The sequence below is a fragment of the Pseudomonas urethralis genome, assembly GCF_021602465.1.
In the GTDB taxonomy this organism is placed as follows: Bacteria; Pseudomonadota; Gammaproteobacteria; order Pseudomonadales; family Pseudomonadaceae; genus Aquipseudomonas; species Aquipseudomonas vlassakiae.
In genome coordinates, this window is the sequence record NZ_BQIJ01000028.1 from 18,624 (window position 1) to 39,469 (window position 20,846).

The 20,846-nt window shown below is 62.1% G+C and carries 16 protein-coding genes; 13 read left to right on the forward strand and 3 right to left on the reverse strand.

Features of this window, described 5'->3' with window-relative positions; all coding sequences use genetic code 11:
* Positions 1-361: 361 nt before the first annotated feature.
* Complete coding sequence (gene pobA, locus L6D64_RS26970; RefSeq protein WP_176509939.1) at positions 362-1,549, reverse strand: 4-hydroxybenzoate 3-monooxygenase; 1,188 nt, start codon at positions 1,547-1,549, stop codon at positions 362-364.
* A 128-nt stretch (positions 1,550-1,677) separates the two neighbouring features.
* Between pobA and L6D64_RS26975 the strand changes: the two genes are divergently transcribed.
* From L6D64_RS26975 to L6D64_RS26985, 3 genes are all read left to right on the forward strand, one after another.
* Positions 1,678-2,556 (forward strand): helix-turn-helix domain-containing protein, encoded by an 879-nt coding sequence (locus tag L6D64_RS26975; protein ID WP_176509938.1) that lies wholly within the window; start codon positions 1,678-1,680, stop codon positions 2,554-2,556.
* 63 nt (positions 2,557-2,619) lie between these two features.
* Positions 2,620-3,018: a MerR family transcriptional regulator gene (locus L6D64_RS26980; RefSeq protein WP_060513138.1), complete on the forward strand. Its 399-nt coding sequence runs from the start codon at positions 2,620-2,622 to the stop codon at positions 3,016-3,018.
* A 13-nt stretch (positions 3,019-3,031) separates the two neighbouring features.
* The gene (locus tag L6D64_RS26985; protein WP_176509937.1) at positions 3,032-3,931 is read left to right on the forward strand and encodes a hydroxymethylglutaryl-CoA lyase; all 900 of its coding nucleotides are present in this window, start codon (positions 3,032-3,034) and stop codon (positions 3,929-3,931) included.
* 532 nt (positions 3,932-4,463) lie between these two features.
* On the opposite strand, the gene L6D64_RS26990 is transcribed toward L6D64_RS26985, so the two are convergent.
* Positions 4,464-4,979 (reverse strand): MgtC/SapB family protein, encoded by a 516-nt coding sequence (locus L6D64_RS26990; RefSeq protein WP_176509936.1) that lies wholly within the window; start codon positions 4,977-4,979, stop codon positions 4,464-4,466.
* Between the two features lie 247 nt (positions 4,980-5,226).
* Between L6D64_RS26990 and L6D64_RS26995 the strand changes: the two genes are divergently transcribed.
* The 5 genes from L6D64_RS26995 to L6D64_RS27015 all read left to right on the forward strand — a co-directional run bounded on the left by L6D64_RS26995 (position 5,227) and on the right by L6D64_RS27015 (position 12,215).
* Complete coding sequence (locus L6D64_RS26995; RefSeq protein ID WP_176509935.1) at positions 5,227-5,466, forward strand: DUF3203 family protein; 240 nt, start codon at positions 5,227-5,229, stop codon at positions 5,464-5,466.
* Between the two features lie 122 nt (positions 5,467-5,588).
* Positions 5,589-6,959, forward strand: a complete 1,371-nt coding sequence (gene ccoG, locus L6D64_RS27000) for a cytochrome c oxidase accessory protein CcoG (protein ID WP_176509934.1) — start codon at positions 5,589-5,591, stop codon at positions 6,957-6,959.
* A 39-nt stretch (positions 6,960-6,998) separates the two neighbouring features.
* On the forward strand, positions 6,999-8,408 hold the full coding sequence (mapR, locus tag L6D64_RS27005; protein WP_176509933.1) for a GntR family transcriptional regulator MpaR: 1,410 nt from the start codon (positions 6,999-7,001) through the stop codon (positions 8,406-8,408).
* 60 nt (positions 8,409-8,468) lie between these two features.
* Positions 8,469-10,085, forward strand: a complete 1,617-nt coding sequence (locus tag L6D64_RS27010) for a PAS domain-containing sensor histidine kinase (protein ID WP_176509947.1) — start codon at positions 8,469-8,471, stop codon at positions 10,083-10,085.
* A gap of 63 nt (positions 10,086-10,148) precedes the next feature.
* Complete coding sequence (locus L6D64_RS27015; protein WP_176509932.1) at positions 10,149-12,215, forward strand: hybrid sensor histidine kinase/response regulator; 2,067 nt, start codon at positions 10,149-10,151, stop codon at positions 12,213-12,215.
* A gap of 11 nt (positions 12,216-12,226) precedes the next feature.
* Here the strand turns inward: L6D64_RS27015 and L6D64_RS27020 are convergent, their stop codons facing one another.
* On the reverse strand, positions 12,227-12,973 hold the full coding sequence (locus tag L6D64_RS27020) for an SDR family oxidoreductase (RefSeq protein WP_176509931.1): 747 nt from the start codon (positions 12,971-12,973) through the stop codon (positions 12,227-12,229).
* Between the two features lie 166 nt (positions 12,974-13,139).
* Between L6D64_RS27020 and L6D64_RS27025 the strand changes: the two genes are divergently transcribed.
* From L6D64_RS27025 to L6D64_RS27045, 5 genes are all read left to right on the forward strand, one after another.
* Entirely contained in the window at positions 13,140-15,695 is a 2,556-nt protein-coding gene (locus tag L6D64_RS27025; RefSeq protein WP_176509930.1) for a type VI secretion system Vgr family protein, read from the forward strand.
* Positions 15,692-17,707, forward strand: a complete 2,016-nt coding sequence (locus L6D64_RS27030; protein ID WP_176509929.1) for a T6SS effector phospholipase Tle3 domain-containing protein — start codon at positions 15,692-15,694, stop codon at positions 17,705-17,707. The genes L6D64_RS27025 and L6D64_RS27030 overlap by 4 nt, the downstream gene beginning before the upstream one ends.
* The gene (locus L6D64_RS27035) at positions 17,704-19,392 is read left to right on the forward strand and encodes a type VI lipase adapter Tla3 domain-containing protein (RefSeq protein ID WP_236192626.1); all 1,689 of its coding nucleotides are present in this window, start codon (positions 17,704-17,706) and stop codon (positions 19,390-19,392) included. The genes L6D64_RS27030 and L6D64_RS27035 overlap by 4 nt, the downstream gene beginning before the upstream one ends.
* The gene (locus L6D64_RS27040) at positions 19,389-19,658 is read left to right on the forward strand and encodes a PAAR domain-containing protein (RefSeq protein ID WP_236192627.1); all 270 of its coding nucleotides are present in this window, start codon (positions 19,389-19,391) and stop codon (positions 19,656-19,658) included. The genes L6D64_RS27035 and L6D64_RS27040 overlap by 4 nt, the downstream gene beginning before the upstream one ends.
* 59 nt (positions 19,659-19,717) lie before the next feature.
* Positions 19,718-20,846: type VI lipase adapter Tla3 domain-containing protein (locus tag L6D64_RS27045; protein WP_373874261.1), on the forward strand; the 1,129-nt coding region annotated here is incomplete at its 3' end.

Below are 20,846 nucleotides of genomic sequence, written 5' to 3' on the forward strand. Positions count from 1 at the left end.
TCGCCGAAAGGTATTCGGCGCCTGTTAGATCGAGCGCCGCCCGCGCGGCGCATCGCGGATAAATCCGCTCCCACATCTGTTTCGGGCCAATCTCTCCTGTGCCGCCAACAGGGACCGCCTTGATAGCACGGCGATGCATCTCGGTGAAAGCCAACAGTGACCGTCTTGTTGCCATCGCGATGCAACTCGGGCACTAATGCTGCGCCACCTGTCTCCAGTCATGCACCAAGGCGGTCCCTGTTGGCGGCACAGGAGAGATTGGCCCGAAACAGATGTGGGAGCGGATTTATCCGCGATGCGCCGCGCGGGCGGCGCTCGGTCTGACGGGCGACAAACCTCTTTCGCCCTACCCTCAAAGCCCCTAGGCCACCTCTTCGTACGGCAACCCCACATAGTTCTCGGCGATGTTCACCAGCCCCGCTGGCGATGTGAGGAAATACTCGCGGTCGGCCTCCTGCATCTTCTGGTCCCAGGCATCCTTGTGCTCGCCAAAGTCATGCAGCAACTGGGTCATGAACCAGCTGAAACGCTCGCCCTTCCAGACCCGGCGCAGGGCCAGCGGCGAGTATTGCTGCAACAGGTCGATACGCCCTTCGCGGTACACCTTGACCAGGATCCGGTACAGGTAATTGACGTCCGACGCCGCCAGGTTCAAGCCCTTGGCGCCAGTCGGCGGGACGATGTGCGCGGCATCGCCGACCAGGAACAGATGGCCGTACTGCATCGGTTCGACCACCAGGCTACGCAGTGGCGCAATACTCTTTTCCAGCGCAGGCCCGGTGACCAGCTGCTGTGCCACATCCTCGGGCAGGCGCGCCTTGAGCTCGTTCCAGAAGCGCTCGTCAGACCAGTCTTCCACCCGCTCGTCCAGCGGCACCTGCAGGTAGTAGCGGCTGCGCGTCTGCGAACGCTGGCTGCACAGCGAAAAACCGCGTGGGTGGTGGGCGTAGATCAGTTCATGGTTGACCGGTGGAGTATCGGACAGCATACCCAACCAGCCAAACGGATAGACCCGCTCGTACTCCTTGAGTACGCCTGCGGGGATGCTCTTGCGCGAGACGCCGTGAAAACCATCGCAACCGGCGATGTAGTCGCACTCCAGGCGGAGGGCCTTGCCGTCCTTTTCAAATGTCACGTAGGGCCGTTCACCCTTGAGTTCGTGCAGCTGCACGTTGCTGGCCGCATAGATGATCGGCGCGCCGCTGGCGTCGCGAGCCTGCATCAGGTCGCGGGTGACTTCGGTCTGGCCATAGACCATCACCGTCTTGCCGCCGGTCAGGCCCTTGAGGTCCAGGCGCTGACGACGGCCCGCGACCAGCAACTCGACGCCCTCGTGCACGAGGCCTTCACGGTCCATGCGGTCAGCCACGCCGGCTTCGCGCAGCAGGTCGACGGTGCCTTGTTCAAGCACCCCCGCGCGAATGCGGCCAAGGACGTATTCAGGGGTCTGGCGTTCGAGGATGACAGTGTCGATGCCCGCCTTGTGCAGCAATTGGCCGAGCAACAGGCCGGACGGACCGGCGCCGATGATTGCAACCTGAGTGTTCATTGTTTTTATCTCGTGAGAGGGGGTGCCCTTGCATTTTTAATGGCAATAACCGTCAAATAGCTGTGATATCCGATGCAAAAAATGCACTTTTGATAAAACCGTTCGATTAACGGACAAGCGTTCAACCCATGAGATCCACCCTTCCTGGCGTGCCGCTGTTTCAGCTATATGGCGAAAACCAGCATTGGCCCGGTACCGACCTGCTGCACTGCGAGTCGATTCCGGCTCGCAGCCGCTTGCATCACTGGGAAATCAAGCCGCACCAGCATGCCGAGCTGTTCCAGTTGTTGTACGTGCAGCGCGGCGAGGCGCAGGTGGAAATCGAGGGCGTGCGCAGCACCATCCTCGAAACGGCGATCCAGGTGGTACCGCCGCTGACCGTGCATGGCTTTCGCTTCAGCGCCGATATCCAGGGCCATGTGCTGACCTTCGGCACCGCGCTGGTGGCCGACCTCGAACAGCGCCTGGGCGCACCGCTGGGGGTACTGGCGAAAGCGGCGTGCTACCCGCTGGGCAAGGACCGCATCCAGCTGCGCGGCCTGATCGAAACCCTGCAGCAGGAATACCAGGGCAACGCGCCCGCACGGGCGACCATGCTCGACGCGCTGGTGACCGCGCTGATGGTGTGGATCAGCCGCCGCCAGCAACTGGGCCAGGCCCCACGCAACCGGGACGAGCGTGACCGGCAGTTGTTGGGGCAGTACCTGCGCCTGGTAGAAGCGCATTACCGCGAACACCTGTCGGTCGAGGAATTCGCCGCACGCTTGAACATCTCCAGCCTGCAGCTCAACCAACTGTGCCGGGCGCTGAGCGGGCAGACCGCGTTGCAGGTCATCCATCAACGCCTGTTGCTCGAGGCACGGCGCAACCTCATCTATACACGCATGAGCATCGGCCAGCTGTCAGACAGCCTGGGTTTCAGCGACCCGACCTACTTCGCCCGCTTCTTCAAGCGCCTGAGCGGGCAGACGCCCAATGGTTACCGGCGTGCGGTACAGCCCGACTGATCTGCTTGACGTATACGTCAACCTGCCTTCAGGATACTGCCATACCCCACGCCGAGCCCAAGCATGAGCAGCCAGACCTACAGCATCTCCGACCTCTCCCGCGAACTGGACATCACCACCCGCGCCATCCGCTTCTACGAGGAACAGGGCCTGCTGAGCCCCGAGCGGCGTGGTCTGGAGCGCATCTATTCGGCCCGTGACAAGGTCAGCCTGAAGCTTATCCTGCGTGGCAAGCGCATCGGCTTCTCGCTGGCCGAATGCCGCGAGCTGATCGAGCTGTACGACCCCAGCAGCGGCAACCTCAAGCAGCTCCACAGCATGCTGGCGAAGATCGCCGAGCGTCGCGCCCAGCTCGAACAGCAGATGCTCGACATCCACCAGATGCAGCTGGAACTGGACACCGCCCAGGAGCGCTGCGAACAGGCCCTGGCCGCCACCCTGAACAACAACGACAAACGCTGACAGGAACCCCACCATGCCCATGCCCGCAACAGTCCGCCTGGTCGAAGTCGGCCCGCGCGACGGCCTGCAGAACGAAGCCCAGCCCATCAGCGTCGCCGACAAGGTGCGCCTGGTCGACGACCTGACCGACGCCGGGCTGAGCTATATCGAGGTCGGCAGCTTCGTTTCGCCCAAATGGGTGCCGCAGATGGCCGGTTCCGCCGAAGTGTTCGCCGGCATTCACCCGCGTGCAGGTGTTACCTATGCCGCACTTGCCCCAAACCTGCGCGGCTTCGAAGACGCCCTGGCTGCCGGGGTGAAGGAAGTGGCGGTGTTCGCCGCTGCCTCCGAAGCCTTCTCCCAGCGCAACATCAACTGCTCGATCAGCGAAAGCCTGCAGCGCTTCGAACCGATCATGGAGGCCGCGCGCAGCCACGGCGTGCGGGTGCGCGGTTACGTGTCCTGTGTGCTGGGCTGCCCTTATGAAGGCAAGGTCAGTGCCGAGCAAGTGGCCCCGGTCGCCAGAGCGCTGCACGACATGGGCTGCTACGAGGTATCGCTGGGTGACACCATCGGCACCGGCACGGCCGGTGACACCCGCCGGCTGTTCGAGGTGGTCTCGGCCGTGGTGCCCCGCGCGCAGCTGGCTGGCCACTTCCATGACACCTATGGCCAGGCCCTGGCCAACGTGTACGCCAGCCTGCTCGAAGGCATCAGCGTATTCGACAGCTCGGTGGCCGGGCTGGGGGGTTGCCCTTATGCCAAGGGCGCCACCGGCAACATCGCCACCGAGGATGTGCTGTACCTGCTGCAGGGGCTGGGCATCGAGACCGGTATCGACCTCGACCGGCTGATCGCCGCCGGGCAGCGCATCAGCGCGGTGCTGGGCAGGGCCAATGGTTCGCGGGTGGCCCGTGCGCGCAGCGCAGCATGAGTTTCATGCAGGTGTCACATGAGTGTGGGTGAGTGTTACCTCCCCCGCAGTTTTCAGCAAAAAATCGGGTAACAGGGAAACAAATCGATGGATTGTCAGGCCGCCCGTTTTCGCCCCACCTGGTCAACTCATTGATTTTTAAGGCTTTTAAAAAGTTGGCACGGCGCCTGCTATAGGTTTGGTACAACAACAAGAAAAACGCGATAACCAATAAAAACAACATGTAACGGCTCTGACATAACAAGAACAACACGGCAGAGGCGCAGCAAGCAGATTTTTTTGGAGTCGACAGGCTTTTCAGGGGTTCGCCCCGCGGGCTGGCACAGAACAATAAAACTACCTCAAGGTAGCGGCAGTCAGCTTCGGATCCAGCGGATGAAAGCAGGTCAGCGCTCAAAAAAATACGTTTGCTCTTGACCCCGGATGGGGGTCGCACGCAACACCAAGGCTGGCCTACAAAAACAACAAAAGGCCGGCCTCAATAATAAGAAAAGAGCAAGCAACAACGCTTTGAGGGGAGCTTCGGCTCCCCTCAGTGCTTCCTGCCCTCTTCTTTCTGCTTCTCTTCGTCCTGCCTCTCGACCTTCTCGACCAGCAGCGGCATCGTGCCCAGTACCAACAGCGCCAGCACCGTGCTGATCAGTGCCGTGGCCTCTCGCCCCATGCCTGCGGCAGTACCGATGGCCGCCGTCATCCAGAGCCCTGCAGCGGTAGTCAGGCCTTTCACGTGGCTGGTGTCCTGGCCGTTACCCTTGAGGATGGTGCCCGCACCGAGAAAGCCGATGCCGGCGACGATACCCTGGATCACCCGGCTCAGCGCCTGCTCATCAGCACCCGCCATGCTCGGCGCGAGCACGAACAGCGCCGCGCCCAGGGAGACCAGCATGTGCGTGCGCACCCCGGCAGATTTGCCTTTGTGTTCGCGCTCGAAGCCCAGCACGGCGCCAAGCAGTGCCGCCATCAATAATCGCACAAGGATCTGAATTACTTCGCGAATATCGGTGATGTCGGCGAACTCAGCTTGAATGGCTTGCCAGATCAGCTCCATGGATGCCCTACCGGGTTGAAAATATGCTCCGCCTGCCCCGGCCGTTTCGCGGGTAAACCCGCTCCTACAGGTACTGCACAGGCTGCACAGATACCTGTAGGAGCGGGTTTACCCGCGAAGAGGCCGGCAAAGGCGCCTGATAAAGTTGACCCTTGCACGCCCCGCAAAGTGCCCACCCGGCACGCCGATGCAGCATCCAGCCGCTGCCTGCGGTCACAGCCTGTAACCGCCACCGGAGGACCACACCATGCCCATCGAAGTCGAAGAAAGCACCCAACGCTGCACCCTGATTGGCGACAAGCTGCGCATCGAAGGCAAAGGGCCCGAAATCGAGATCGTCACCGACGAGCAGCTGCGCATGTCCGTGGCCATTCTCGCCGGCGAGCGGTTCCCGATCACCGAATCCGAAGCCGACGCGCTGACCGTGGCAGGTGCGGTAGATAGCCGCAGGCATCTCAAGGCCAGCACCCCAGGTTCCGTGATCTGAGGCTTCGGACACACTTCGCAGCAATCTGATATGGTTTTTATTGCCTGACCTGAGCCTGTGCTGAAAACAGTGGGGGGGCCATAGTGCTCGTGCCTGATCGAGGCCGTAAGAGCACCGACGCCATGACCCAACGTATCCCTGCCATCCAGATTGCCGCCACGGGCATCCATACCCGCAGTTTCACCGGGCTGTACCGCACGCTGCGCATTGCCTTCGCTGGCGCGCTGTTCGTGCTGTTCTTCGGCACCGCCTGGCTCGAATGGAACGGCCGCCAGGCCGTGTTATGGGACTTGGCCGAGAGCAAGTTCCACATCTTCGGCGCCACCTTCTGGCCGCAGGATTTCATCCTCCTCTCGGCGCTGTTGATCATCTGTGCCTTCGGCCTGTTCGCCATCACGGTCTACGCCGGCCGGGTGTGGTGCGGTTACAGCTGCCCACAAAGCATCTGGACCTGGCTGTTCATGTGGTGCGAAAAGGTCACCGAAGGCGACCGCAACCAGCGCATCAAGCTGGCCGCCGCGCCCTGGAGCCTGAACAAACTGGCCCGGCGCACGCTCAAGCACAGCCTGTGGCTGGCCATCGGCGTGCTCACCGGGCTGACCTTCGTCGGTTACTTCACCCCGATCCGCCCCCTGGCCCATGAACTGCTCACCCTGCAACTGGGCGGCGTGGCGCTGTTCTGGGTGCTGTTCTTCACGGCGGCCACCTACATAAATGCCGGCTGGCTGCGCGAAGCGGTGTGCCTGCACATGTGCCCTTATGCACGCTTCCAGAGCGTGATGTTCGACAAGGACACCCTGGCCGTGGCCTACGACCCGCGTCGCGGCGAATCCCGTGGGCCACGCAAGAAAGGCAGTGATCCGCGCGCCCAGGGCCTGGGTGATTGTATCGATTGCACCCTGTGCGTGCAGGTATGCCCCACGGGCATCGACATCCGCGATGGCCTGCAGATGGCCTGCATCGGTTGCGCCGCCTGCATCGATGCCTGCGACAAGGTGATGGACAAGATGGGTTACCCACGCGGCCTGATCGGCTACAAGTCCGAACATAGCCTGCAAGGCGGCACCCCCCATTGGCTGCGCCCGCGTCTGTTGGGCTACGCCGCCGCCTTGCTGCTGATGATCGGCGCCCTGGTTGCGGCGCTGCAGATGCGCCCGATGGTGTCGCTGGACGTGATCAAGGACCGCGGCCTGTTCCGCGAAAACGCCCAGGGCCAGATCGAGAACATCTACCTGCTCAAGATCATCAACAAGACCGCGCAGCCTCAGCGCTACCACCTGCGCCTGGTCGATGCCGAGGGCTTCGAACTGCATGGCGCTACCGAGTTCAGTATCCCGGCCGGGGAAATGAGCGAGATGCCAGTGTCGGTGGCCCTGCTGGCCGAGCGGCCGGCCAGCAGTTCGCAGGCACTGGCTTTCGAAATCCGCGACAGCGACCAGCCCGCCGTGCGCAGCGTGGCTCACAGCCGCTTCGTGGCACCACTGAACCGTTGATCCCTTACACTGACACTTCACCTTGCCTGCCGAGCCCCCATGAAACGCTACGAACGCTTCGCCGACGACATTGCCGAACTGATCCGCTCCGGGGTGCTCGGCCCAGGCCAGCGCGTACCTTCGGTGCGCTACGCCAGCCAGACCCACGGCGTCAGCCCGTCCACCGTGTTCCAGGCCTACTACCTGCTCGAGCGCCGTGGGCTGATCCGCGCACGGCCGCGCTCGGGCTACTTCGTCAACGCCCACGCCCCGCGCCAGTTCAGTGAACCCCAGGCGCTGGAGCCTATCAGCGAATCGACCGAGGTCGACGTCAGCGGCCTGGTGTTCTCCATCCTCGACTCGATCAAGGACCCCGGCACCGTACCGTTCGGCTCGGCCTTCCCCAGCCCCGAGCTATTCCCGCTGCAGCGCCTGTCACGCTCGCTGGCCAGTGCCAGCCGGGCCATGGACCCACGCATGGTGGTCACCGACCTGTCGCCGGGCAACCCGCAACTGCGCCGCCAGATTGCCTTGCGCTACATGGTCGGTGGGCTGATGCTGCCGATGGAAGAACTGCTGATCACCAATGGCGCGCTCGAAGCCTTGAACCTGTGCCTGCAGGCGGTCACCGAGCCCGGCGACCTGGTGGCGATCGAGGCGCCGGCCTTCTATGCCTGCCTGCAAGTGCTGGAGCGGCTCAAGCTCAAGGCCGTGGAGATCCCGGTGCACCCGCGCGAGGGCATGGACCTGGCCGTGCTGGCCCAGACCCTCGACAAGCACCCGGTCAAAGCGGTGTGGTGCATGACCAATTTCCAGAACCCGGTCGGTGCCAGCATGCCCGAAGCGAAGAAGCAGGCGCTGGTCGAGTTGCTGAGCCGCCACCAGGTGCCGCTGATCGAGGATGATGTCTACGCCGAGCTGTATTACTCGCAGCAAGCTCCCAAACCGGCCAAGGCCTTCGACACCCAAGGCCTGGTGATGCATTGCGGCTCGTTCAGCAAAAGCCTGGCGCCGGGTTATCGCATCGGCTGGGTCGCGGCCGGGCGCTTCGCACAGAAGATCGAGCGGCTGAAGCTGATGACCTCGTTGTGCGCCTCGATGCCGGCCCAGGCGGCCATCGCCGATTACCTGCAACACGGCGGCTACGACCGTCACCTGCGCAAGTTGCGCTACGCCCTGGAGGGTCAGCAGGCCAACATGCTGGCAGCCATCGCCCGTCATTTCCCGGCGCAGACCCGCGTCAGCCAGCCCGCCGGCGGCTATTTCCTGTGGCTGGAGCTGCCCGAGCAGATGGATGCCCTGAAACTGTTCCACATGGCCCTGGCCCAAGGCATCAGCATCGCACCGGGGCCGATCTTTTCGCCTACCCGGCGCTTTGGCAACTGCATTCGCCTGAACTACGGTTCACCCTGGAACGAGGCCGCCGAACGGGCCATGGAAACCCTGGGGCGCATCATCCGCTCGTTCTGAAGGAAGGCCTGAAAAACTGCAGCTATAGTTGGGCGACCCCCACGCTGGATCGCCACGATGATGCCTGACGACTCGACGCCTTCCACCCAGCAACTGCAGGCACGTATCGACCAGGCCCAGGCCAACAGCAGGCTGCTGGGCGAACTGGTCGACCACAGTCAGGCCAACGTGTTCGCGGCTGATCGCAACTTCCGCCTGCTGGCGATCAACCGCACCGCGCAGGAGACCTTCAAGCGCCTGCGCGGCTTCGTGCCAAAGGTGGGCGACTACATCCCAGCGTTCATTGCCAACCAGCCCGACATCGTCAAATGGCTGGAGCCGGTATGGCCGCGCGTGCTGGCCGGCGAGGCGTTCACCGACATCATCGCCCTGGGCCCGCCCGACGCCCCGCGCCACTACGAAATCAGCTACAACACCCTGCGCGACGCCCAGCAGCACATCCAGGGGGGTTACCTGTTCGCCTACGACATCAGCGCGCGCGTCGCCGAACAGGAGCGCGTGCGCAGGATCGAAGAAGCCCTGCGCCAATCGCAGAAAATGGAAGCCGTGGGCCAGCTGACTGGCGGCATTGCCCATGACTTCAACAACCTCCTCGGCGGCATCCTGGGTGCCCTGGAAATGGCCGAGCAACGCCAGGCTGAACAGCGCTACCAGGACTCCACCCGGCTACTGGGCCTCGCCCGGCAAAACGCTCAACGGGCAGCCTCGCTGGTTCAGCGTCTGCTGGCGTTCTCGCGCCAACAGACCCTGATGCCGCAGGCGGTAGATGTGCAGCAACTGGTGGCAGGCATGCATGAGCTGATCGCCAGCTCGCTCGACGCGCGCATCACCTTCATTGACCAGACCCTGAGCAACCAGTGGCTGGTGCGCATCGACCCGCACCAGCTGGAGAACGCATTGCTCAATCTGTGCATCAATGCCCGTGATGCCATGCCTCAGGGGGGCACGCTGCGCATTGCCAGCGAAAACACCTGGCTCGATGATCTGCAGGCACGCGCATTGGACCTGCCCAGCGGCGCCTACCTGCATCTGAGTGTCTGCGACACCGGCATGGGCATGTCCGCCGACGTCCTGCAAAGAGCGTTCGAGCCTTTCTTCACCACCAAACCCCTGGGCCACGGTTCCGGCCTTGGCTTGTCGATCGTGTATGGTTTCGTGCGCCAGTCAGGCGGCCAGTTGCGCATTGTCAGCGAACCGGAGCAAGGCGCCTGCATCCACCTCTACCTGCCCCGGGCCGGCGGCGACGATGCCGGGCAACCCAGCGCGCAGCCACAGGCGCCGGAGCAGCAGGTTCACGCAGCGCCCCGTGTAGTTCTGCTGGTGGAGGACCAGGACACTCTGCGCCTGCTGATCAGCGAGATGCTCGAAGAACAGGGGCATGACGTACACGCCTGCAGCGATGGCCGCCGCGCACTGGAAACCCTGGAAAAAGGCTTGCGCCCTGACCTGCTGATCACCGATATCGGCTTGCCGGGCGGCATCGATGGCTACCAGGTCGCGGCGGCCTGCCAGCAACTGCCTGGCGTCGTCGACGTCCTGTACATCACCGGCTATGCCAGCAATCGGGTCGATGTCAGCCCGGGCAAGCATTGCGCGGTCATGTACAAACCGTTCGCGCTGGCTACCCTCAACCAGCAAGTCGAGCAGTTGCTGAAAAACCGGGGGTTGCCCCCTTAGGCCGCTATGCGGCGGCCTTGCGGGCAGGTAAAGTCTGGCCACTCATTTGTGCCGGACGTCGCCATGCCCCAACGCGAGCTGCTCGCACTGCGTCAGGAAGTCGAAACCCTGCGCCAACGTAACGCACAGCTGGAATCACAGCTGCTGCAGCACCACGAACATCAGGACCCAAGCATCTATCGCTTCCTGTTCGACACCATGGATGAAGGATTCTGCGTCATCGAATTCTTCGACGGCCCCCATGGCCCACTCAGCGACTATGTGCATGTCCTGGCCAATGCCGCCTACACCAAGCATGCCGGCATCCCCAACGTCGTCGGGCAGAAACTGCGCGAGATGGTGCCCGACGAGGCGGACGACTGGGTCGCCCGCTACGGTGCGGTATTACGCACGGGCGAACCGCTGCAATTCGAGCAGGAGCTGGTCGCCACCGGCCGTGTGCTGTCGGTGATCACCTTCCGTGTGGAGCCTGCCGAGCGCCGCCAGGTCGCGGTGCTGTTTACCGATGTCACCGAGCGGCGCAAGGCCGAGGTGGCACTGCAGCGGCTGAATGCCGAACTCGAACAGCGGGTCAGCGCAGCCTTGGCCGAACGCCGCCGGTTTGCCGAACTGGTCGAGGACAGCCTGCTCAACGTGCATGTGGTCGATACCCAGCTGCGCTGGCTGGCAGTCAACCGCCAGGCCAAACATGACTTCCACGCCTTGTATGGCCACACACCCGAAGTCGGCGAACACCTGCCAGCGGTGCTGGCCAGCCACCCGGCGGACCATGACCTGATCATGCCGATGTGGCGCCGGGCACTGGCGGGGGAGCGGTTCACCGAGATCGGCAGGTTCGGGCCACGTCACTATGAACTGCGTTTCAACGCCCTGCGAGAGCATGACGGCAGCGTGCAAGGCGCTTATCTGTTTGCCTACGACATCACCGACCGGGTTGAGGAGCAGCGGCGCCTGGCCGAGGCCGAGCAGGCGCTGCGCCAGGCGCAGAAAATGGAGGCCGTGGGCCAGCTCAGCGGCGGCATCGCCCATGACTTCAACAACCTGCTGGGCGGCATCATCAACGCCCAGGAGCTGATGCAGCAGCGCCTGGGCCAGCAGCGTTACGCAGAGCTTGAACCATTGCTGGCGCTGTCCAGCGGCTCGGCGCAAAAAGCCTCGGCCCTGGTCCACCGGTTGCTGGCCTTCTCCCGCCAGCAGACCCTGCAACCGCGGTCGACCGACGTCGCGGCGCTGGTTCTTGGCATGGAAGAACTGATTCGCCGCACCATCGGCCCATCCATCAGCTTGCACAGCCGCTTCCTGACTCGGCCATGGCCAACCTTCATCGACCCGCCACAGCTGGAAAGCGCCCTGCTCAACCTGTGCATCAACGCACGTGACGCCATGCCGGGCGGCGGTACCATCGACATCCAGGGCGACAATCTCACGCTCGACGACGAGCAGGCCCAGGCGCTGGAACTGGCCGCCGGGGACTACGTAAGGCTCAGTGTTGCCGACACCGGCTGCGGCATGACCGCAACCGTAGCGGCGCGCGCAATCGACCCGTTCTTCTCGACCAAACCCATGGGCCATGGGACGGGCCTGGGGCTGTCGATGACCTATGGCTTCGTGCGCCAGTCGGGCGGCCAGCTACGCCTGATTTCCTCGCCTGGCCAGGGCACACGGGTCGACCTGTACCTGCCGCGTCACCCTGAACAGCCTGTTGCTGCGGCCCGGCCGGCACAGCGCAAGACGCTGACAGGCAGCGATTCGGTTGGGCAACGCATCGTCCTGGTGGAAGACCAGGCGGCGCTGCGGCTGGTGGTCGGCGAAGTGCTGGAAGAACTGGGCTACCAGGTCGAAGCCTTCGCCAATGGCACGGCCGCGCTGGCGCATATGCAGCAGTGCGCGCAACCCGACCTGCTGCTGAGCGATATCGGCCTGCCCGACGGCCCCAATGGCCGCCAGGTGGCGGAGCGTTGCCGGCAACTGTATCCGGACCTCAAGGTCCTGTTCATCACCGGCTACGACGCGAGCGCGGCACTCAGCGATGGCCAACTGCTGCAGGGCACCAGCGTGCTGACCAAACCCTTCGAGCTCGAAGCGCTGGCCGAACGGGTCCGTCAGTTGCTGGCGGGTGAGCTGCCCTGACGGGGCAGCGTTCAGCGCCCGCCGCCGAGGTCGATGAAGCTGCCGGTGGAATACGAGGCCTTTTCCGACAGCAACCAGAGGATCGCCTCGGCCACTTCTTCGGCGCGGCCGCCGCGGCCCATGGGCAGGCCGGGTTCGAGCTTGGTCACGCGGTCAGGGTCACCGGACAGCGCATGGAAACCGGTATGGATGTAGCCCGGTCGTACACCGTTGACCCGCACGCCCTCGCCCGCCACTTCCTTGGCCAGGCCGATGGTGAACGTATCCAGCGCGCCTTTGGAGGCGGCGTAGTCTACGTACTCGTTGGGTGAGCCCAGGCGCGCCGCGATCGAGGACACATTGACGATCGCCCCGCCAGCCCCCCCGTGGCGGCGGGCCATGCGCAGCAGGGCGTGCTTGGCACAGAGCATGGGGCCGACGACGTTGGTCTTCATCACCTTCAGCAGGCGGAACTCGGACATGGCCTCGACACGGCTTTGCTGGCCGATGGTGCCCGCGTTGTTGACCAGGGCAGTCACCGGGCCGAGTTCCTGGTCGACGCGGTGGAACAGCTGGATCACCTCGTCCTCGACGCTGGCGTCGGCGCGCACGGTGATGGCTTCGGCGCCGAGAGCGCGAACCTGGGCGAGGATGCTTTCGGCGGCCTGGTCGTCGGCGTGGTAGTTGATGCAGATGCGATAGCCCTCACGGGCGGCCTGCAGGGCGGTGGCGGCACCGATGCCACGGCTGGCACCGGTGATGACGATGACGTTGTGCATGGCGGTTGACGGATCGATAAGGGACGAAGGCCCGACGATAGGTGAAATAACCTGACAATGGAATGACCGTCACGTCTTGACAAGTTTTGGCCCGCCCTGTGCGGGCCAGTTATGCCAAAAACTGTGATAACTTGCGCCGCTTGTTTCGCCAAGGAATATGACGTCGATGGAATTGACGAGCATTTTTACACCCCAGCACCGCCGTTTGATCACGTTCACCAGCCCGATCCAAGGCGATCAGGCGCTGTTGCTGGAGCACTTCAGCGGCAACGAAGGGTTGTCCACACTGTTCAGCTTCGAGCTGGCGCTGATCAGCCAGGATGCCCGGCTCGAACTCAAATCATTGATGGGCCAGCCTGCCCTGCTGGAGATCGAACTGGCCGACGGCAGCATGCGCCCCATCCATGGCCATATCACCCGGTTCAACCTGCTCGGCAGCGACGGTGGCCTGGCGCGTTACAGCGCGACACTCAGCCCATGGCTGTGGATGCTGTCGCGCCGCGTCGATTCGCGGATCTTTCAAGAGCAGACCATTGAAACGGTCATTCGCACGGTGTTCGAGCATTACGGCGGGTTGCGCCAATTCGAGTTTCGCCTGCTCAGGCCGCTCAAGTCCCACAGCTACATCACCCAGTACCGCGAAACCGACCTGAATTTCGTGCTGCGTCTACTGGAGCAGGACGGCCTGTTCTTCTACTTCGACCACCGCCAGGATGGGCACAGCCTGATCATCACCGATCGCTCCGAGGGGCTGGAAGCGCTGCCCGAACAACCGCGAATCCGCTACCACAGCGCCTTTGTCACCGAGTCCAGTGATTCGATCACCCAGTGGCGCAGCCACCGGACCTTGCAACCGGGCAAGATGGCCATCCAGACATTCGACTACAAGCAGCCAAGGAATCCGCTGTCCATCGACATGGACAGCCTCAACGAGCAAGGCGACGCCCCGCCCTACGAGGTCTACGATTTTTTCGGTGCCTACAGCCATGGCCTGCGCGACGAGGGCGAGGCGCTGGTGCGTCGCCATCTGGAGATCATCGAGGCCCAGGCCAAGACCTTCACCGGCAACAGCAATTGCCGGGCCATGCGGCCGGGCTACAGCTTCGAACTCACCCAGCACTTCGACCATGAACACGGCCCGGCAGACGCCCGCCAGTTCCTGCTGGTATCGGTCGCGCACCAAGGGCGCAACAACTACTTTTCCGATGAGCCAGCGGGTTACGACAATCAGTTCGTCTGCATTCGCCAGAGCATCCCTTACCGTCACCCGATCACCGTGCCACGCCCTACCATCAACGGGCCACTCAGTGCGATCGTGGTCGGGCCGGAGGGCGATGAAGTCTTTACCGACGAGCTGGCGCGGATCCAGGTCAGGTTCCACTGGCAGCGCGGCGACAGCCTGCCGCAGGGCACCACCTGGGTGCGGGTAGCGATGCCCAGCGCAGGCAGCGGCTTCGGTCATCAGTTCCTGCCACGTATCGGCCAGGAGGTGCTGGTGACCTTTCTGGCTGGCGATATCGACCGCCCCGTGGTCACCTCGGTGCTGTACAACGCCGACCACACACCGCCGCGTTTCAGCAAAGCCGCGGGCCTGCCAGGCAACCGTGCGCTCTCCGGCATTCAGACCCAGGAACACAAAGGCCGGGGTTTCAACGAGCTGTTGTTCGATGACACACCGGGCGCCTTGCGTGCCCGTGTCGGTACCACGCACCACGCCACGGCACTCAACCTGGGCAAGCTCACCGAGCCACGTATCGACGGCCAGGCCAAGGCCCGTGGCAACGGTGCCGAATTGCGCACCGACGCCGCGATTGCCCTGCGCGCCGCCCAAGGCCTGTTGCTGACCACCTATGCCCGCCAGGACGCGACCGGTTCGCAGCTGGACCGCGAAGAGCTGCTCACGCTGCTGGCCGAATGTGGCGAGTTGTTCAAAAGCCTTGGGCAAACGGCCGCCGCACGAGGCGGCGCAGCGGTGGACAGCGAGGGCATCGACACCTTGAGCCAGGCGCTGAAACAGTGGCCAGTACCCGACAGCGACAGCGCTGGCGAACCCGTCATGGCCGTTGCGGCAGAAGCGGGTATTGCCAGTGCCACCCCACGCTCGCAACTGCACTATGCCGGCGCGAACCACGACACCACCGCCCAGGACCATCTGCAGTTGACCAGCGGCGCCGCCATGCGTCTGCAAGCCGGCAAAGGCATCAGCGCGTTCGCACAGGATGAGGGCATCAGCGCGATCGCCAATCGCGGCAAAGTGCTGGTCCAGGCCCAGGAAGACGACATCACCGTCAATGCCCAAAAGAACCTGCACTTGTCGGCCGCTGAAGGCGAGGTGGTCGTCACCGCACCCACCATTCGTTTGGTGGCCGACGATGGCAGTTACATCAAGATCGGTGGCGGTGTCGAAATCGGCAGCCAGGGCAAGGTGATCGTCCATGCCAGCGAGCATGACTGGGTCGGCCCCAAGACCGACAGCGCCCAGGTGCCAGCATTCAACCGCGACCCGGCGGCACAACGCCTGGCCTTCCACTATCCGGGGCACGCCGACGACAGCGTGCGCATGGCCGTAGACCACGCCTATCAGATCACGCTTGAAGACGGCAGTACCGTACAGGGCCTGACCGATGCCAGCGGGCTTACCGAACGCGTCGAGCGCGAAGCGATGCACCGGGCACAAGTGGCTGCCCTGCGCAGCACCAGCAGCAAAGGAGGCAGCCAGTGAGTGGCGATCAAATCACCGTGGCTGAAAGCGTCACACGGCTGGTACCCAACTTCAGTACCGAACGCAAAATGGAAGTGCCCGCCGACCTGCCGGGAGTGGTGATCTTCTTGCACGGCGTGAATGACCCGGGGGCTTCCTACGAGTCGGTGGAGACAGGGTTGTGCCAGGGGATGAATGAGCGTTTGGACCGGCCTGATCTGAAGGCGGGGCGGTACGGGGCTGCCTACAGTGCTGCGGACAAACGCCCAGTTAAAGAGCGCAGTGAAGATGACATTGCGAAGCTGGACGATCCAGACACGTACCTCTATCGGCGAGACACGGCCGACCCGAAAACCCGCAGCCTGATGATCCCGTTCTACTGGGGCTATCGCGCTGAGCCTGGCGAGATCAAGCGCGATAAAAACGACGACCCGACCAAACTGCGCGGTCAATACCAGGACATATTCGATAACCGTCTGGACCGGCACTTCGCCAAAGGCGGCGGGTTCTTCGCCAATGCCACCAACAACCTGCTGGAGATGTACAGCCCCGGCTTTGCCAAGTTTATCCGGCATCTCGCACAACCCATGCTCTCCAACACCCAGTACATGGGTAAAGGGCCACACCGGCGTTACTTTGTGCTGGCAGCAACGCGATTGGCCATGTTGGTCAGTGAGATCCGCCGTGTATCGCCTGATGAAACCATCACCATCATGGGCCACAGTCAAGGCACCTTGATTACCCTGCTTGCGCAAGCCCTGTTGATCGACAAGGGCCAACGCTGTGCCGACACCGTCATCATGGTGGATACGCCTTACAGTGTGCTGCCCAAGGCCACCCCCAAAGGCCACGACACACTCGCGACCTTGATCAACATCGTCACCGCCGTCACCCAGGCGCCCCACGCCCAGCCGCCGTTGGCCGCACTCAGGGACAGCAAGACCTACGGCGGTCGCACGGGCCCCAGGTGGTCACCCATACAGGGTACGCGCAGGGACAAGGTCGGCAACTTCACCGTTTTTCCCGAGCGTGACAATCGCGGCAAGGTTTACCTGTACTTCTGCCCGGACGACACCACGGTCGCCCTGGACGACGTGCATGGCATCGGTACCTATGGGGTGCCCAATACCTTGCCGGACGGTAAACCGGCGATGTCGGCTTTGCAGTCCGTGCGGTTTTTCCAGCGCCTGTGGACCAAGCGTCATCGCGACGGTAACCCGGTACTGGTCGGCGACGCCATACAACAAACGGTGCTGCGCGCCAAAGGGGAACCCCGCTACCCTGGCGGGTGGACAGGCGGCGCCGTGGCCTCGCAAGCACCAATAGCAAAAGGTGAGGAAGTGCTGATCAATGCCGAACCTTTATGCCCACCCTATGCGCCAGATCTGTTTGGCGGCGAGGTAGAACCGGGCACACCCACCCGGGCAGGCAAGGACAGCCCCGATGACGTGAGTATCCGCTCCGCGCTGGGCAATCCGAGTGCCCGCTTCAAATGGTTCAAGGTGCGTACCAGCCCTTATCGCGTGAACTCGGATGAAGAACTGGCCCGGTTGAACGCTGGCAAAGAGCCCGGCGATCAAACTTCAGGCATTAGCCAAGCGGCCGTGCATCGAGGCTCAGAGGTGAAGGAGTACGTCATTTATCGTGAAGAAACGCCTAATGAAATCCAGGAGCGGATGCGCAAAGATCCGAAAGAAAGGGAGCCTAACAGCTACCACTCGGCTGTTCTGCGTAGCCCGGAGAATCAACGTTGGGTGACGGCGATGGATATTGCAATTGGCCAGGCGCACAGCCTTGATGATCCGGATATGCGGGAGGTGTTGGTAGCGATTGCGGATTGGAAGATGGATAACAGAAGCTTACAAAAAATCAAAGAACTACCGGCTTGGTCGCGACTGAGCGAAGAGGCTCAAACATTAGTTAATGCCAGTAGTGATTATTATGAATTGGGCCTCTTCCCGCCTTCAAGCCTCGTCTCGCTCACGCCACCGTCTCTGATAGTCAAAGCATCTGACAGTGGAGCCGGTCGATGAAGGATTACCCATCTTCCCCTAAATCACGGCCCAACCTGAAACCTTATCTGCTGATCGCCGGAGTGCTATTTGTGCTCTGGCTCAGCTTCATCTGGATAGTCCAACTCAAAGCACAGGAAACCGGCATGGTACTTCGCGATATGAAACCCGTCATGGCCTGGGGCATTGCCGCTATTGTCGGCCCGCTACTGATGATCTTCGGCATTCATTGGTGGGGCAAAGCCCTGGCAAGTGAGAAGGCAGAGTTTGCCAATTATCGCAACCAGATGGAGCTCAGAAACGCCGAACAACAGGCCACCCAAGTCCGCACCTACGCCTTGGAAATTCGAGGAGTCGGACTTGGGATTTACACAGATGGCCAGTCCAAAATCTGGCAATTTATCAAAAAGAAAAACGACAACTTCACTTCGATCTACTCGCAGGACGCGAAAGACTACGACCCGTCTTTAGACGTTAGGGAAAGCTCCGCAGACATCAAAGCCCGTATCGCATTCAAAAATTCGGCAGGTGAAGCGGTGGCATACTGGCCAATCCCAGTGTTTGCGCTTGGGCCGCCCGATCCCTACGCAAAAGGGTACAGAGCAGCAGGCCTGATCAATTCAGGGCGTAATGCTGCGACCTTAGGCGTTACGCAATTTCTGTGGCAAGACGATCAAAACACTACCCATGCTCAAGGCATGATCGAGCGACTGTTCACGTTTTTTGACGATAACCCCAAGGTGCCACAGGCCTTGATCGCGAGCCAGGACGGTGACGTGGCGCGTGACCCTTACCGCAAACCGGGCACACCGGGACTGAAAAATGGCCACGTGGTTCCGACGATCTACGAAAACGCGACAGGCCTGCTGGTCACGCGCTCGGACCGAGTGGATCGCTACATTCGCCCCTTCGTCACTCATGAAGCCGAAGACAATCAGGACAAAAAAACTGACTTTGGTAAGTTGTGGGCGTTTTATTGGGACCGGAGCAAAACATTCCTAGACTGGTATAAGGCTGACGAACAGGCCAAAGGCGCTAAAGCGCCAGCACTCTCATACACCATGTCCAGCACCTACTGGCAGTCGCAGCTACCCACCTTGTGGAAAACCATCAGTAATCGCGGCCCTGGCCATTTCGAACCGTCCCCCTGGCTGCCCGTGCGTTGGGCCGAACACCAACTGAAGGAGTTCGACGCAGCACCGGTGCTGGGCTACCTGCACCGTCCGATCAAGGTCCCGATGCAGGACGAACACGGCAAGCGCCTCAAACCCGCGTTGCAGGCGAAGGCCTTGCAGGCAGGTTGGCTCAAGGCCCTCGATACCCTGCCCGCCGGGCAAAAACCGGTGCGCGTGTTCTACGACACCACTAATAACTCTGAAGCGGAAATCGCCCTGACCAACGCCCTGCACAGCCTCAATACCGATGGCCAAGGCCTGGACGTGGGCAATGTCGAAGAGGGCTATGACATCGGTCGCCGGCTGGGCAATACCGGCGTCAGCGGCGCGCTGGTGGAAATCAACCTGGCCACCATTGCCAGCTACCTCGACGGTGGTGCCAGTGCCGTGGTGTATGCCGGCAGCGACGGCAGCCTTACCGTGCAGATGATCAGCCCGCCAGACGAGGCACGCAAGGCGAAGAACCAGCAGAACCGTGGCGCAGACCCGTTCAAGTATGGCCTCCCAAGTATCGGACGATCCGAAGGATGAGTGCTCCCATCTGCCTGGGCGACCCCACCAGCAGCGGGGGCAGCGTGCTGTCATGCCAGCTGGCTGGCACCCATACCATCAAGGGTAAAACGCCAGCGGTGCTGGGCGACAAGGCCAGTTGCCCGCTCCACCTAGGGGCTTTTGCCTTTGTCGAAGGGCACCCAAGCCGACGCATGAACGGTAAGCCGGTGGTGCTGCAAGGCCATCGGTTGGCCTGCGGGTGTCATGGTGTGGCCAGCCATGCGCTGACTGTGAGCATCGCGTAGTCACGAGATTCGGGCCGCCCAGCCTCAAACTCCATCAGCTGATCGCCAGAGTGCTAGTTGTGCTCTGGCTCAGCTTCATCTGGATTGTCCAACTCAAAGCACAGGAATCCGACTTGGTACTTCGCATCATGAAACCCGTTATGAGTTGGGGCATTGCCGCTATTGTCGGCCCGCTACTGATGATCTTCGGCATTCATTGGTGGGGTAATGCCCTGGCGAGCGAGAAGGCAGAGTTTGCCAATTATCGCAACCAGATGGAGCTCAGAAACGCCGAACAACAGGCCACTCAAGTTCGCACCTATGCCTTAGAAATTCGTGGGGTCGGACTTGGAATTTACACAGATGGCCAATCCAAAATCTGGCAGTTCATAAAAAAGAAGAACGACAATTTCGCATCGATTTACTCGCAGGACGCGAAAGACTACGACCCATCATTAGACACAAGGCGAAGCTCCAGAGACATTAAAGTCCGTATTGCATTCAAAAACTCGGCAGGTGAGGCAGTAGCGTACTGGCCAATCCCGGTGTTTGCGCTGGGACCGCCCGCCCCCTACGACAGCGCCGACAGTGCAGCAGGCCTGATCAACTCAGGCCGTAACGCCGCGACCTTGGGCGTTACCCAGTTTTTGTGGCAAGACAATGAAAGCACGACGCATGCTCAAGGCATGATCGAGCGACTGTTCACCTTTTTTGACGATAACCCGAAGGTGCCACAAGCCTTGATCGCAAGTGAAGACGGTGACGTGACGCGAAACGGCTATCGCAAACCCGGTACACCGGGGTTGCAAAATGGCCACGTGGTTCCGACGATCTACGAAAGCATGACTGGCCTGCTGGTCACACGTTCGGACCGAGTGGACCGCTATATTCGCCCCTTCGTCACCCGTGACGCCGAGGACAATCAGGACAAAAAATCTGACTTTGGCAAGTTGTGGGCGTTTTATTGGGACCGGAGCAAGGCCTTTGGAGATTGGTATGTAGCCGCCGAGCATGCCAAAGGCAATAAAGTGCTATTACCACCCGGCACCATGTCCACCGCCTACTGGCAATCGCAACTACCTAACTTGTGGAAAACCATCGATAACCGCGGCCCAGGCCATTTCGAACCGTCCCCCTGGCTGCCCGTGCGCTGGGCCGAACACCAACTGAAGGAGTTCGACGCAGCGCCGGTGCTGGGCTACCTGCACC

Bases quoted from the DNA above. Each gene is read 5' to 3' on its own strand.
- pobA (WP_176509939.1), bottom strand. From the start codon at position 1,549: ATGAACACTCAGGTTGCAATCATCGGCGCCGGTCCGTCCGGCCTGTTG.
- L6D64_RS26975 (WP_176509938.1), top strand. From the start codon at position 1,678: ATGAGATCCACCCTTCCTGGCGTGCCGCTGTTTCAGCTATATGGCGAA.
- L6D64_RS26980 (WP_060513138.1), top strand. From the start codon at position 2,620: ATGAGCAGCCAGACCTACAGCATCTCCGACCTCTCCCGCGAACTGGAC.
- L6D64_RS26985 (WP_176509937.1), top strand. From the start codon at position 3,032: ATGCCCATGCCCGCAACAGTCCGCCTGGTCGAAGTCGGCCCGCGCGAC.
- L6D64_RS26990 (WP_176509936.1), bottom strand. From the start codon at position 4,979: ATGGAGCTGATCTGGCAAGCCATTCAAGCTGAGTTCGCCGACATCACC.
- L6D64_RS26995 (WP_176509935.1), top strand. From the start codon at position 5,227: ATGCCCATCGAAGTCGAAGAAAGCACCCAACGCTGCACCCTGATTGGC.
- ccoG (WP_176509934.1), top strand. From the start codon at position 5,589: ATGACCCAACGTATCCCTGCCATCCAGATTGCCGCCACGGGCATCCAT.
- mapR (WP_176509933.1), top strand. From the start codon at position 6,999: ATGAAACGCTACGAACGCTTCGCCGACGACATTGCCGAACTGATCCGC.
- L6D64_RS27010 (WP_176509947.1), top strand. From the start codon at position 8,469: ATGCCTGACGACTCGACGCCTTCCACCCAGCAACTGCAGGCACGTATC.
- L6D64_RS27015 (WP_176509932.1), top strand. From the start codon at position 10,149: ATGCCCCAACGCGAGCTGCTCGCACTGCGTCAGGAAGTCGAAACCCTG.
- L6D64_RS27020 (WP_176509931.1), bottom strand. From the start codon at position 12,973: ATGCACAACGTCATCGTCATCACCGGTGCCAGCCGTGGCATCGGTGCC.
- L6D64_RS27025 (WP_176509930.1), top strand. From the start codon at position 13,140: ATGGAATTGACGAGCATTTTTACACCCCAGCACCGCCGTTTGATCACG.
- L6D64_RS27035 (WP_236192626.1), top strand. From the start codon at position 17,704: ATGAAGGATTACCCATCTTCCCCTAAATCACGGCCCAACCTGAAACCT.
- L6D64_RS27040 (WP_236192627.1), top strand. From the start codon at position 19,389: ATGAGTGCTCCCATCTGCCTGGGCGACCCCACCAGCAGCGGGGGCAGC.